The following is a 13,587-nucleotide window of genomic DNA, read 5'->3' as shown; positions in this document are numbered from 1 at the left end:
ATGACGTGTGCATCGTCGTGCCCCTCCGGCCACTCGATTCCGCAGCCGCACCAGGATCCGTATCCGTGACAGCCCTCTCCCAGCTTCTCGCTACCTACCGCGCCGCCGCCGTCACCGAGCGGGAGAAGGGCACCTACTTCGAGGAGCTGATCCTCACCTACCTGCGCAACGAAGCCACCTACCGCGACCTCTACAGCCAGGTCTGGACCTGGGCCAGCTGGGCGCCCGGCCACGGTTTCACCGCCAAGGACGATGGCATCGACTTGGTGGCCCAGGTGGCTGGCAGCGGCGAGTTCCACGCCATCCAGTGCAAGTTCTACGACCCGGACTACAAGCTGCAGAAGAAGGACATCGATAGCTTCTTTACCGCTTCCGGGCGCAAGCCGTTCACCCATCGCATCATCGTCAGCAGCACCGACCACTGGTCCGACCACGCAGAGAACGCGCTGGTCGACCAGCAGCCGCCGGTCAGCAAGATCACCCTGCACGATCTAGAAGAGAGCCAGATCGACTGGGCACGGTACCAGCCTCGTAAAGCGCCGGTGCTCAAGGCGAAGAAGTCCCTGCTCCCGCACCAGGAGACCGCTCTCAAAGAAGTCATCGCCGGCCTGAAGGACGCCGACCGCGGCAAGCTGATCATGGCCTGCGGCACCGGTAAGACCTTCACCAGCCTCAAGATCGCCGAGGCTATGGCAGGGAAGGCCAAGCGCGTGCTGTTCCTCGTGCCCAGCCTGTCGCTGCTGTCGCAGACCCTGACCGAATGGACGCAGGAGAGCGGCATTCCGCTGCACAGTTTCGCAGTGTGCTCCGACAGCGACGTGGGTAAGAAGCGCGGCCGCAAGGAGGACGACGCCGTCCAGACGCTAGCGCACGAGCTGCGCTACCCGGCGACCACGGACGCAAAGCGGCTGGCCCAGGGCGCGGCCCTGCGCCACGACGACGAACACATGACGGTGGTCTTCAGCACCTACCACTCCATCGAGGTCATCCGCGATGCCCAGCATGGCCACGGGCTGCCCGACTTCGACCTGATCGTCTGCGACGAGGCACATCGCACCACCGGCGCCACCTTTGAGGGCGATGACGAAAGCGCGTTCGTGCGCGTTCACGACGCCAGCTACATCCGCTCCGCCAAGCGTATGTACATGACCGCCACCCCGCGCATCTACGGAGACAGCGCCAAGGCCGTGGCCGAGCGCGACAACGTGGCGCTGTACTCGATGGACAACGAGGCGTGGTACGGCAAGCAGCTGTTCCTCATCACCTTCTCCGAAGCGGTCAAGCGCGGCCTGCTGGTGGATTACAAGGTGATCGTGCTGGCGGTGGAGGAAAGCCACATCAACCGTCGCCTGCAGAAGCTGCTGGCCGACGAGAACAACCAGCTCAAGGTGGACGACGCGGCGAAGATCGTCGGCTGCTGGAAGGCACTCGCCAAGCTGGGCATCCAGGAGGATGGCAGCGTTACCCCGGAGCCCATGAAACGCGCCGTGGCGTTCTGCCAGGTCATCGAGCCGGGCAAGGGCGGCAAGACCCACAAGGTCAGCTCCAAGGAAATCGCCGGCATGTTCCAGGCGGTGGTGGAGGCCTATCAGGACGCCGAGGACATTGAGGACGGTGCCCGCCTAACCTGCGAGGCCGAACACGTGGACGGTGGCATGAACGCCGGCGAGAAGGAGGCCAAGCTGGACTGGCTGAAGGCCCCCACGCCGCCCGACACCTGTCGCGTGCTGAGCAACGTGCGTTGCCTGTCCGAAGGCGTTGACGTTCCCGCGCTGGACGCCGTGCTGTTCCTGACCCCACGCAACTCGCAGGTGGACGTAGTTCAGTCCGTTGGTCGTGTGATGCGCACGGCATCCGGCAAGAAGCGCGGCTACGTGGTGCTGCCGGTGGTGATCCCCGCCGGCATCGAGCCGCACGAGGCCCTGAACGACAACAAGACCTATGCCGTGGTCTGGCAGGTGCTCCAGGCGCTGCGCTCGCACGACGACCGCTTCGACGCCATGGTCAACAAGCTGGATCTGGTGGGGCCGGACCGTAGCAAGATGGAAGTCATCGCCATCGCGGACACCGTGCAGCGCAAGGCCAGCCCGCTGAAGGACAGCAGCGCCAAGCAGGCTGGCAAGGCCAAGGGCAAGTACGCCATCGGCGAGAAAGCCGAGATCTACGGGCCCGCCCCCGACCAGACCCAGCTGGAATTCGAGGTCGGCGAGATCGAACGCGCGCTGTATGCCAAGGTGGTGGACAAGTGTGGCAACCGCCACCACTGGGAGGACTGGGCCAATGACATCGCCAGAATCGCCCAAACCCACATCGACCGCATCAAGGCTCTGCTGGAAGATCCCGCCCAGACCGCCGCTCGCGAAGCCTTCAATGAGTTCGCCAGCGAGCTACGCGACGACCTGAACGACAAGGTCAGCGACGCCGAAGTCATCGAGATGCTGGCACAGCACCTGATCACCAAGCCGGTGTTCGAGGCGCTGTTTGCCGACTACAGCTTTGCCAACCACAACCCCATGTCACGCGCCATGCAACGCGTCTTGGACGTGCTGCACGAGCAGCACTTGGGCAAGGAAGCGTCCACCCTGCAGGAGTTCTACGACAGCGTGAAGCTGCGTGCCGAAGGCATCGAGAGCGCCACCGGTAAGCAGAAGATCATCGTCGAGCTGTACGACAAATTCTTCCGCAATGCCTTCCCCAAGATGACCGAGCGCCTTGGCATCGTGTACACCCCGGTGGAGGTGGTGGACTTCATCCTGCACAGCGTGGACCACCTGCTGCGTCGGGAGTTTGACCAGACGCTGGGCAGTGAGGGCGTGCATATCCTCGACCCGTTCACCGGTACCGGTACGTTCATCACCCGGCTGCTGCAGTCGGGCCTGCTCAGTCCCGAGCAACTGCCGCACAAGTACAAGCACGAGATCCATGCCAACGAGCTGGTGTTGCTGGCGTACTACATCGCCGCCATCAACATCGAGGCGACCTACCACAGCATCGCGGGCGGCGATTACGTGCCATTCGAAGGAATCTGTCTGACCGATACCTTCCAGATGTACGAAAAGGATGACCTCGTCGACCAGTTGCTGGTGGACAACAGCAAGCGGCGAAAGCGGCAGAAGAAGCTGGATATCCGGGTGATTGTTGGGAATCCGCCGTACTCCGTCGGTCAGAAAGATGACAACGATGCCGCGGCTAACCTCCAGTACCCCGGGCTCGATGCGCGACTTCAGTCAACCTATGTTGCCCGATCAACCGGAAATCCACGGAGTCTGTATGACAGCTACATCCGAGCCATTCGATGGGCGAGCGATCGTGTGGGAGATGCGGGGGTCATTGGCTACGTAACCAACGCGGGATTTGTCGATGGCAAGGCAGCCGACGGCCTGCGTAAATGCTTGGCCGAGGAGTTTTCCAGCCTGTACGTGTTCCATCTGCGCGGCAATCAGCGCACCTCAGGAGAGACGTCGAGGAGGGAGGGTGGCAAGATCTTTGGCAGCGGCAGCCGTGCGCCGATCGCCATCTCGTTGCTGGTCAAGAACCCGCGGGCGACCGAACGTGGCCAGATCCACTTCCACGACATCGGTGACTATCTTAGTCGCGAGGACAAGCTAGAGAAGATCGCTGGCTACGCCAGCGTGGCTGGTATCCAAAACTGGCAGTCCATCATCCCCGACTCTCACGGAGATTGGGTAAAGAAGCGGGACGGCGGATTCCAGAAATTTGCGCCCATGGGGGACAAGAGCAAGTTGGCGCCAATCGTTGTCTTCGCGGCGTATAGCAGTGGCGTCAAGACCAATCGGGATGCGTGGGCCTATAACGCTTCGCGAGACAAGGTCTCGTCCAACATGCACCTCATGATTAGCTCATACAACGAGGCTGCAAGCGGTACGGCGAAGTTCGATGTAAATGACCCAACTAAGATTGGGTGGTCGTGGGTGCTTCGAGGTCGGCAGGAAAAGGGGTTCGTCGGACAGTTTAGGCCCGACGGCCTAGTTCAAGCGATCTATCGCCCATTCAACAAAAGCTGGATGTACTACGACCCATACTTCAACGAAAACAGATACCAGATGGCACGCATCTTCCCCGATGGCGGAGGGGAGAACATTGCGATTGTCGTGAAGCAAAGCTGGGAGGGCGAAGGATTCCCGGCGTTGATCGTGGATCGGGTAATCGATGTTCAGTCGTCTGGCGGGACACAATGCTTCCCGCTCTACGTCTATGACGCGTCGGAGGAGAAGGCGGACGCCAGTGGCCTTTTTGGAGACGTCAATGGCCGTGGGCCGCGCCGTCGCGACGCCATTACCGATGCCGGCCTAGCCCACTTCCAGTCCGCGTATCCGGAAGAGACGATCAGAAAGGAAGATCTTTTCTATTACGTCTACGGCCTCCTGCATTCGCCGGAATACCGCGAACGCTATGCCGACAACCTAAGTAAGGAACTGCCACGCATCCCACGAGCCAAGGAGGTCGCTGACTTTTGGGCCTTCAGCAAGGCGGGCCGCGACCTGGCCCACCTGCACTTGAAGTACGAAACGGTCGAGATGTACCCGCTGACTGTCGAAACCAAGGGCGCACTGACCGACGCCGACTATCGCGTCGAGAAGATGAAGTTCGCGAAGAAAAAGGACTCGGAGACAGGAAAGAACGTCGATGACCGCAGCACGGTGCTCTACAACGCCAAGATCACCCTCAAAGGTATCCCTGAGGCGGCTTGGGAGTACGTCATCAATGGCAAAGCCGCGCTCGACTGGGTGATGGAGCGCCAGGGTGTGCGCGAGGACAAGGACAGCGGAATCGTCAACGACGCCAACGACTGGGCCATCGAGACCATGAACAATCCGAAGTACCCGTTGGAGCTGTTCCGGCGCGTGGTGACAGTCAGCCTGGAGACTCAAAAGATCGTTGCCAATCTGCCTGCCCTCGATATCCGCGACGACGGCTGAGCCGAGCAACTCCGGCCACAACAAATTTAAGAGGATTCCGGATGCAGCCCAGCAAGACCACGGTCACCGGCCTGTTCAGTACGCCGCACCAGTACCAGATTCCCATCTTCCAGCGCGGCTACGTTTGGACGCTCGAGAAGCAAGTCGGCCCGCTGTGGGCAGACATTCAGGACCGGTCGGATGCCGTGCTGGAGCAGCAGGCGCTGGCGGCCAAGGGCGCGGCCATGGTGGCGAAGCCGCTGCCGAAGCACTTCCTGGGTTCGATCGTCATGACCCCGGTACCCAACACCTTCGGGAGGGTCCCGGCCTTTGAGGTGATCGACGGTCAGCAGCGGTCCACCACGCTGCAGCTCCTGCTGCTTGCGTTCCGCCAGGCTGCGCTCCAACTGGCCGATAGCCCCATCCCCCAGATGCTAGATGGCCTGGCTCGGAATCCTGGCCCCTACCAGCGCCCCGAAGATCACTACAAAGTCTGGCCGACCCAGGCGGGCCAGGACGAGATGCGGCGTCTGAGCGACTCGGCGACAAGCATTCAGGATCTGTGTGCAGCGTACCCGGCCCGGGACGGACGCAGGAAGATTGAACGGCCCTTGATGGTGCAGACCTTTCTGTACCTCTACCACGCCTGCCTCGGGTACATGCGCGGCCTTGATCTCACCGATCCCGTCGATCCCACAACGGACGGCACGCTGGGAGATGCGCTCGTCGCCGACATCCGTCGCAGCAACGCCGTGGCGCCCCTGGGGGCAAACCGTCCGCTGGATCCGGCCCGTGCCCAAGCGCTGTACATGGCCTTGTCCGACCACGTCCAGATTATGACCCTGACGCTTGAGGTCGAGGACGATCCGCAAGTCATCTTCGAGACGCTCAACGCACGCGGCGAACCTCTGTTAGCGTCGGACCTGGTTCGCAACTTCGTCTTCCTTGAGGCAGCACGCCAGGGACGGCCTGTGCAGCAGCTTTATGCGGAGTACTGGAGCCCGTTCGATCTTGTCGCCACGACCGGCAAAGGGGTCTCGGCCAATGCCTATTGGCGCGAGAAGGAGCGCCAAGGTCGCCTGACCTATCCGCGCATCGACCTGTTCTTCTACAACTACACCGTCCTGCGCAGCCAGGAAGTCACCTTGGCCAGCCATGTGTTCCAGGCATTCAAAGCATGGTGGCAGAAGCAGCCGCGGGAGCTTGAAGTGGAGCTGGCGCGTCTCGTTGCATCAAGCCAGCACTTCAGGGAGCTAGTTTCACCGGAAGGCACGGGTTATCTGGCCGAGTTCTCGCGCCTGATTAAGTCCCTGGACGTGGGTACGGTTACCCCGGTGTACTTAGCATTGCGCGAGCGCCTGGATAGCGACAGCGCGGAGCTGAGGCAGGCGCTCGGCGACCTGGCGTCCTACTTAACGCGGCGTACGGTGTGCGCCCTGACTACCAAGAGCTACAACCGCTTCTTCATGCGCGTGCTTCAAGCCGTGACGAGCGCGGACGCGGAGCCCCATCTGGCCCTGCGCAAGGTGCTTCTGGAGGCCACCGCGCCAAGCGAGGCGTGGCCGGATGACACGACGTTTCGCGACAAGTGGCGGCATCGAGCGGCCTATATCGAACTTCGGCCTGCCAAGACCTGCGGCATCTTGCGCGCGCTGGAGTACGCCGCCCGCGGCACTATGCAGGGGAGCAATCATGTACCGGTACAGACTGACCTAACAGTCGAGCACGTGATGCCGCAAAGCTGGGAAAAGCTTCCGACCTACCAGATCACCGACATGACTGACGTCCAGCGTCAGCTCAGGGAGGCTGCAGTTCATAGCTTCGGAAACCTGACCCTGCTAACGCAGCCGCTGAATAGCTCCGTCAGCAATGGACCGTTCGTCGATTCGGAGGATGCGGCCGGTGCGCGAATGCTGGGCAAGCGTTCCAGACTCGGCCAAAGCGCCCTGCTAATGAACACCTATTTCCACCATGCGGGGATATCCGAATGGGAGGAAGCTGCAATAGCTGTCCGTTCCCAAACCCTGTGCAAGGCCGCATTGCTTGTTTGGCCACGCCCCGCCGACGTCGCCGTAGCTCCTACCGTAGTGGCGTCTGCACTCGCTGGTAACTAAATCGGGCAACTGGGGAGAGATCATGCATGCCACTGTGGATGCACATGCGCTGCGCACTGCGCTGCTGCGGCTCAAGCCGCGGCGCAGCCGCTTTCGCTCGCTGCACGAACCCAGCGTGGAAGTGACCGCCGGCGGTACAGCACTGGTAATGATGGGCACTCTGGATAGCAGTGCATCGGTCGCGGCGGTCGTGAGCCAGGCTGGAACCGCCCATATTCCGCTGGAAGCCGTAAGTCGACTACTTGCGACCTACGCTAAGGGAACGAGCGTCGTGATTCGATCCGAACCAGGAAAGGTCTGGTTCGACAAATTTAGTCTCACCAGCACAGGGGAGCGATAAAGATGAGTGCTTACAGCGAGCGCCATTTTGTCCAAGCGTTGGTCCCCCTCCTGATCAGCCGGCTCGCGGATCCGTTCTCACCGAGCGAGGCAAACATGCTTAAGGTGGCCAAGTCCGCCCGTCACTGGGCCGAACTTCTGGTTAATCTACGTGTGGATCCTGAGTGGCAGCACTTCGTGCTGGACCAGGACGGGCCGGCATGGAACGAATCGGCAGATACCGACTAGCATTCATGCCGAGGGGACGGGAATGAAGCAGCGTTCCGAAGCCTGGTACAAGGCGCGCGCCGGCAGGATCACCGGTTCCCGCTTCGCCCGTGCCATGGCTTCCAAGCACTCGAGCACTTACCGCAGTCTGATTGATGAACTTGTCCAAGAGCGTCGAACCGGACGCAGCCTTGACGGCGGGTACATCAACGCCGCGATGCAATGGGGGATGGACCACGAGAGCAATGCCCGCCAATGGTATGGGCGATCGCGCGGTTGTCATGTTGCAGAGGCCGGCTTCGTGGTGCATCCGGAGCACGACTTCGTCGGCATTTCACCTGATGGCCTCGTCTCCGATGACGGCCTGATCGAGATCAAGTGCCCGCAGATCAAGACATTCCGCCAAGTGATGGATACGCGCCAGATGCCTTCGCGCTACCGCTGGCAGGTACAGGGTCAGCTGTGGGTATGCCGGCGCCAGTGGCTGGATTTCGTGTGCTTCTACCCACCCGGCCAAGGCATTGTCATTCGTATCTTTCAGGACGAACGCGACTTCGACCAATTGGACGCACGTTGTCGCGAGGTCAATCGGGAGGTTGAGCGCAGGGTGGGACCGTGGCGGCCAGCGACGACAATCACTCCCGCCATTACCCGTTGGCCCCCACCGCCCCCGCGACAGGAGGCGCCGATCCTGCCAAAGGCATGGGTTTCCCGCTCGTCGGAAGGCCCCCGTATGACTGGGTCGCGCAGCATGCCAGGGTGGGCATGGCTGCTCTTGACCATGGTCGGATTAGGCTTGTTGAGAGCACTGCTCCGTTAGGGGCGGGACTGTAGGTATGGGGATCTGGGACACCATCACCAAGTTGGCCGACACGCTCCTCGGAGAGGGCGGAAAGTCTGTGCGACCAAGGGACATATCGCGCCCTCTCTCTGTTGCCTCGCCATCACCCCCAGGCCGACGAGACAAATTCACTTCGGAGCCGGATGCGCTGTCCGAGGTGGAGGTACTGCCCGAGTACCAGTTCATCCTTGAAGCGGTGAAGGCCGGTTGCCCTGCCATCTTCGTGACAGGCAAGGCAGGCACCGGCAAATCTACCCTGATCCATTGGCTGCGCAGTCAGCTGGACTCGTGCGCTGTGCTTGCCCCAACAGCCGTGGCTGCGGCCAACGTCCAAGGCGACACCATCCACTCCTTCTTTGGCCTACCGCCGCGATTGATCGACCCCGCCGAAAAGCACTCTACGACTACCAAGGTTCGGCTCGTGCTGGAGAACATCAATTGCCTGGTCGTGGACGAAGTCTCGATGGTGTTGCCGAATTTGGTCGACACCATGAGCAATATTCTGCGTAGCGCGCGCGGGAATAGCCTGCCATTTGGTGGCGTCCCCGTGATCTTTGTCGGCGATCTGCTGCAGCTGCCCCCAGTGGTCAGTACACCTGAAGAGTCGGTGTACTTCAGTCACCGATACCCGACGCCCTACTTCTTCTCGGCTGACATCTTCAAGGAACAAAAGATCATTCCTGTCGTGCTGACTAAGGTCCGCCGCCAGGCCGACGAAACCTTCATCGACGCGCTAAACCGGATCCGTCTGAATGACGATTGCCGGGACGCGGTGGCTCAGTTCAACAGGCACTGCTATCGAGACAAGCCCTCCGGCTCACCTGCTGGCGTGTACCTAGTACCGACAAACCAGGCCGCACGAACCCTCAACATGCGCGAGTTGGACACGCTGCCTGAGCCGGTTCGCTTATATGTGGCGGAAATCAGCGGCAACGTTTCCACCAACCGCTGGAAGCTACCGGTGTCGGACCGCCTTGAGCTCAAGGTAGGAGCCAAGACGATCTTTCTAAAGAACCGCAAGCCCCACTGGATCAACGGCGACATCGGCACCGTGGTGGAGCTCGACGACGACCTGATCCACATTCGGAAGGACCAGTCGGACAATGTGGTCGCTGTCGGACGCGAGACCTGGCACAAATACAAGTATGCCTACGACTATCAGACCCGCCGCGTCGAAGCCGAAATTGTCGGGGAGTTTAGGCAGTTTCCCCTTGCCCTGGGTTGGGCGATCACCATCCACAAGTCGCAGGGCCTGACCTTGGACAATCTGACCCTGGACCTCGGGGGCGGCGCATTCGCCGAGGGGCAGACCTACGTAGCCCTCTCACGCTCGCGCACGCTGGATGGCATCAGGCTAGTCCGTCCCATCGCAATGCGCGACGTGCGGACAGACCCTGTAGTCCTGGCGTTCTATCGGGATCTGGGTATCGACCGCTGATCCCCCATTTCTCCTGCAGCGTCCATAGCGATCCCGCGTAGTCCAAAGCGATCCAGGCTGTCGGTACTCCTTCTTCCGCTGGGGGGCGCCGATGCGGTCGGAGGAACCATCTCGCAACACGGTGGAACTAAGTTGGAGTGGGGGAGGAACCAAGATGGCCCGGGGCTGCGAGTCCATGGGCGTCCGACGCCCGTCCCGGCTCTACTCGCGCGTGGCGCGGGAATTCCCGCCAAGGCCTACACGTCCTTTTCCAATTGTTCGATCGCCCGCATCGTGGGGCCATCCTCGAACACAGCGGGAAATGACGATATGAACAACCTCCGTGTGATCCGCATGCGCTTCATGCCCGACCGGGTCGGCGTGTGCAGGTCGATGATCTACGAATTCTTGAACGAGCGCTCCCCGCGATATGACCCCAGCTTCCCGCGGCCCATCAAGATGAGTGCCAACTGCGTGGGCTGGATCGAGTCCGAGGTCGAAGAGTGGATCCGTGCCCGAATGAGTCAGCGGGCCGAAGCGACGCACTAACCTGGCCCGCTGCGGCCGAAGCCGAAATCAGGAGAACCTCGGACATTGCCTAGTGCGCGTTCCGGGAAATCTACCCCTTGGGCGCCTCCGCGAATTTGGGTTCGTATGGTTTCTATAAGACCCATGTCTTTGCTGTGGCTTTACCCAGCCCCATTTGCCCTGCTCTCCGACTCCAGTTGGGAGCTGACGACAGACTTATCCTCGAGCCCCCATGCAAGACAAAGACAACCTCCTCCAGAGGCACTGGACAGCCTCGACGCCCAGTTGGACCGGCAAGCGCTGGCTGATTACCCACGAACACGATAGTCCCCGCATTCTCATGGAGGTGGATCGGCTGATGGCCGATCTTGCCAAGAACCGCAAGGACCTGTTCTGGCGTGGGCACCGCCGCAGAGGCGGTGAGCAAGTGGAAGCATGCCCACTGGGGCGCCGTCTGGAGCGTTGTGCCGGCAGCTTTGATCCCGGCACACTTCGCTCTTGCTTGGCCCGCCATACATTCAGCCCCTACTTCCAATTGTTGGAGCGGAACCTGGACACCTGTCCGATCCGGTGGGAAGGACTGTGTCCAGAGAACCTGGATGCGCTGAACCAGTGGATTGATGAGCTGCGCCGACAGGTGCGTAGCGAGCCTTTCAGCAAACGAGTGGCCGATCATGAGCGTGCTGCTCGCAAGAATGCCGCGAGCCTTCGGCAGTACTTGGATGGCCTATTCGACCGCTACGCTAAGATGCTGGTGGTGCGCTTAGATGTTGGATACCGGCACGATCCTGCGGAGCCCGCCGTCATCGTGACCGACGCGCAGGCTAAGGAAGATCTCACCCAGATGCTGGGGCATATCCGAAAGCTCCCCGGCCAAGTGGGCTACGTGTGGAAGCGTGAATACGGCGCAATCAAGGGACACCATACCCACCTCATGGTTCTGTTCAACGGCCATCAGGTCCGCGAAGGGATCAGCTGGGGAAAGCTTTTGGGCCAGAAGTGGCAGGCAATCACTGAGCGGGGCGTGTACTGGAACTGCAATGCCCATGCCGACGCGTACCGGTTACGTGGGTGCCTAGGGATCGGGCTGATCCACCATGCCGATGTCCGGTTGCGCCAGGGCCTGGAGCAGGCGGCCATGTATCTGGCCAAGGTGGACTACTACGCCCGACTGGTTGGGCCAGAGATCGGTCGCGTGTTCGGCAAGGGTGTCCTGCCCGGAAGACACAGCGGGCGAGGACGTCCTCGCCAGACGTCTCCTGCCCAGATGCCCGTTGCTGATGATCCTGGGGAGCAGGGCGCTTTGCAGACTTAACGTCGCCGCGTCCGACGTGCGGCTACTCCGCGAGGGCAACTTTGCGGGGGGCGTCCCGGTCCGACTCTGCTTGCGACGCGATGAAACTCGGCGCGGATTTCATTGTCGCGCGAGCTCGCCTTCCTCTGTTGTTGACTGCATCGCTTCAGAAACTGCTCCAGACTCGTACTCCGGCTGTCACGGGACTCGTCGCAGAAGGCCTTCAGTGGGGCGGTGATAGCTTCCCTGGCATGCTTGAGGTCCGGGAAGTGCTTGTCGGGGAACGTCCGAAGCAGCTCCAGAATCTTCTCTTTAAGCGAGTCAAATTTGGCGCTGCGTGTTAGACCGCCAGCTTTTCCCGACTCCATCGCGTAGGTCGGACCAAGTACTAGTCCGAGATAGAGGCTGGCTTGCGCCAGGGAGGGCCAGCTGCGCGCAGGACTGGCCGCGTCATGTGCCTGGGCCGCTTCGATCCAGTAACCCAGAGCCACATCGATCAGGTCATCAAGGGCGAAATCTTCCGCTTGAAGGTGGAACTGCGCATACACACTGACGGGGAGTCCTTGCATGAAGCGTTGCCGCGCTCTGGTAAGCCACTCGCACAAAGCCTGCGTTGAGGTGCAGTCGAACCGGGCCATCTTGACCAGAATGATCTGGTAGAGCGCGCCTTCCAAGCTTCGGAGCAGGCAAGGCGGATCCTGCGTGGACTTGTACCAGCTCGCCAGATAAAGCCCCGATGCTGCTTCATGGTCGATTGAGGCGTCGCGCGCCATAGGAGCTAGGCCAGACAGAGTGGCCCATGGCACTCGTTCAATCAGGCCAAGTGCCTGCGGTGGATGCGCTCCGCACTCGTGAGGGCAGGGCGCACAAGGGCTGGTGAAGAGGCGGGCGCCGGTTGGCTGTGTCATGGCAGAGGGCGGCAGGCCGGCTGTGGATGTGGATTAAGAAGCGGACGGAGGCAAGGCCGGCGAGCAAGATTGTTACGGAGCACTCTCGCTAGTTGCCCGCCGGCAATCGATGATAAGTCTTCGGGGCAACGCACGAAGATCTAGTGCGGGCGCCACCGGTGCCGCGCGTCAATAATCGCGCCGGAGCAGTCCGCCTTGCGCAACGCTGTCCTGGCGCCAGGAATAGGACGAGCGTTTGCCGGTGGACATCAAGAAGAGGTGCTCGATAGATTCCGCGCTGGGCAACGCTTCGTCTCCACGTATCGACGTGCGAGGCTATCAGCCTGCCGGATCCGGGGCCCAGCGAAATGTCCAATGCAGTCCAATCGAATCCGACCTCTGCCGATCAAAAAGTGAGTCAAAAGGTGAGTCATTGCTAGATGCTTTGTTCCAAAGTTCTTGCTATAGCAATGGGATGCGTGAGTTATTCGAGGGCTGGTGGGCCACCAGTAGTTGCATGACGTTGGCGAGTGTTGCGGGATCCGTCAAAGATTGTCGTTTTGCGCCAATCAATGGTGGACGTTCGCGGAGTTTGTCGCTCCGATGCGGCTGTACGGTGGATCAAGCATCCACCAAGAGAGGCATCTTTACCTGCACTTGAATACACGTGAGTGGAGCCTGACCCTGCTGGTTGCGGCATTCTACCTGACGTCGCTCGCGCTCGTAGCCAAGTTCATGTAAAGGTCCGCTAATGGCCGTTAGCGGGCATCCCTCTGGTCCACTCCGTCGCCGGCGGTGCTAAGGTCCGCTTCCAACCCGAGGCGGCCATTACGGATCCCGTTACCGATGCTCCTCACCGTTACAGCTGATCGGGATAGCGTTTGCGCGGGGGACGATGTCCTATCGCACGAAGCCACTTTCTCCGTGGCCTCTTCTTTCAATGTGCTGGAAATGCTGGCTATGGCATGGCGGGTTTGCCCTCTCGCGGGTACCGCGGGTGGCCAAGCCACGTGGCTCATCGATGTCGCGGGTCGTGCGAGT

Annotated in this window: 9 protein-coding genes; 8 read left to right on the top strand and 1 reads right to left on the bottom strand. The window is 61.0% G+C overall.

Going from position 1 to position 13,587, the window contains the following annotated elements:
- The first annotated feature begins 65 nt into the window (after window positions 1-65).
- The 8 genes from JI752_RS12120 to JI752_RS12085 all read left to right on the top strand — a co-directional run bounded on the left by JI752_RS12120 (window position 66) and on the right by JI752_RS12085 (window position 11,680).
- A complete protein-coding gene (locus JI752_RS12120; protein WP_345777350.1) occupies window positions 66-4,940 on the top strand; it encodes a type ISP restriction/modification enzyme in 4,875 nt (1,624 codons plus the stop codon).
- A gap of 41 nt (window positions 4,941-4,981) precedes the next feature.
- A complete protein-coding gene (locus JI752_RS12115) occupies window positions 4,982-7,033 on the top strand; it encodes a DUF262 domain-containing protein (RefSeq protein WP_216964395.1) in 2,052 nt (683 codons plus the stop codon).
- 22 nt (window positions 7,034-7,055) lie between these two features.
- Entirely contained in the window at window positions 7,056-7,373 is a 318-nt protein-coding gene (locus tag JI752_RS12110) for a hypothetical protein (RefSeq protein ID WP_216964394.1), read from the top strand.
- 2 nt (window positions 7,374-7,375) lie between these two features.
- The gene (locus JI752_RS12105; RefSeq protein WP_216964392.1) at window positions 7,376-7,600 is read left to right on the top strand and encodes a hypothetical protein; all 225 of its coding nucleotides are present in this window, start codon (window positions 7,376-7,378) and stop codon (window positions 7,598-7,600) included.
- A 22-nt stretch (window positions 7,601-7,622) separates the two neighbouring features.
- The gene (locus JI752_RS12100; protein ID WP_216964383.1) at window positions 7,623-8,399 is read left to right on the top strand and encodes a lambda exonuclease family protein; all 777 of its coding nucleotides are present in this window, start codon (window positions 7,623-7,625) and stop codon (window positions 8,397-8,399) included.
- A 178-nt stretch (window positions 8,400-8,577) separates the two neighbouring features.
- The gene (locus JI752_RS12095) at window positions 8,578-9,858 is read left to right on the top strand and encodes an AAA family ATPase (protein ID WP_216964380.1); all 1,281 of its coding nucleotides are present in this window, start codon (window positions 8,578-8,580) and stop codon (window positions 9,856-9,858) included.
- 309 nt (window positions 9,859-10,167) lie between these two features.
- Complete coding sequence (locus JI752_RS12090; RefSeq protein WP_216964379.1) at window positions 10,168-10,386, top strand: AlpA family phage regulatory protein; 219 nt, start codon at window positions 10,168-10,170, stop codon at window positions 10,384-10,386.
- A gap of 211 nt (window positions 10,387-10,597) precedes the next feature.
- A complete protein-coding gene (locus JI752_RS12085) occupies window positions 10,598-11,680 on the top strand; it encodes an inovirus-type Gp2 protein (protein WP_216964377.1) in 1,083 nt (360 codons plus the stop codon).
- Here JI752_RS12085 and JI752_RS12080 read toward each other — a convergent pair.
- Entirely contained in the window at window positions 11,677-12,432 is a 756-nt protein-coding gene (locus JI752_RS12080; protein WP_216964375.1) for a hypothetical protein, read from the bottom strand. The genes JI752_RS12085 and JI752_RS12080 overlap by 4 nt on opposite strands.
- Window positions 12,433-13,587 lie beyond the last annotated feature (1,155 nt).

Origin of the sequence: Lysobacter sp. MMG2, assembly GCF_016735495.2 — a bacterium.
Taxonomy (GTDB): Bacteria; Pseudomonadota; Gammaproteobacteria; order Xanthomonadales; family Xanthomonadaceae; genus Lysobacter_J.
Note: the sequence above shows the minus strand (reverse complement) of the source record. Positions and strands in the feature narration are given on the sequence as shown.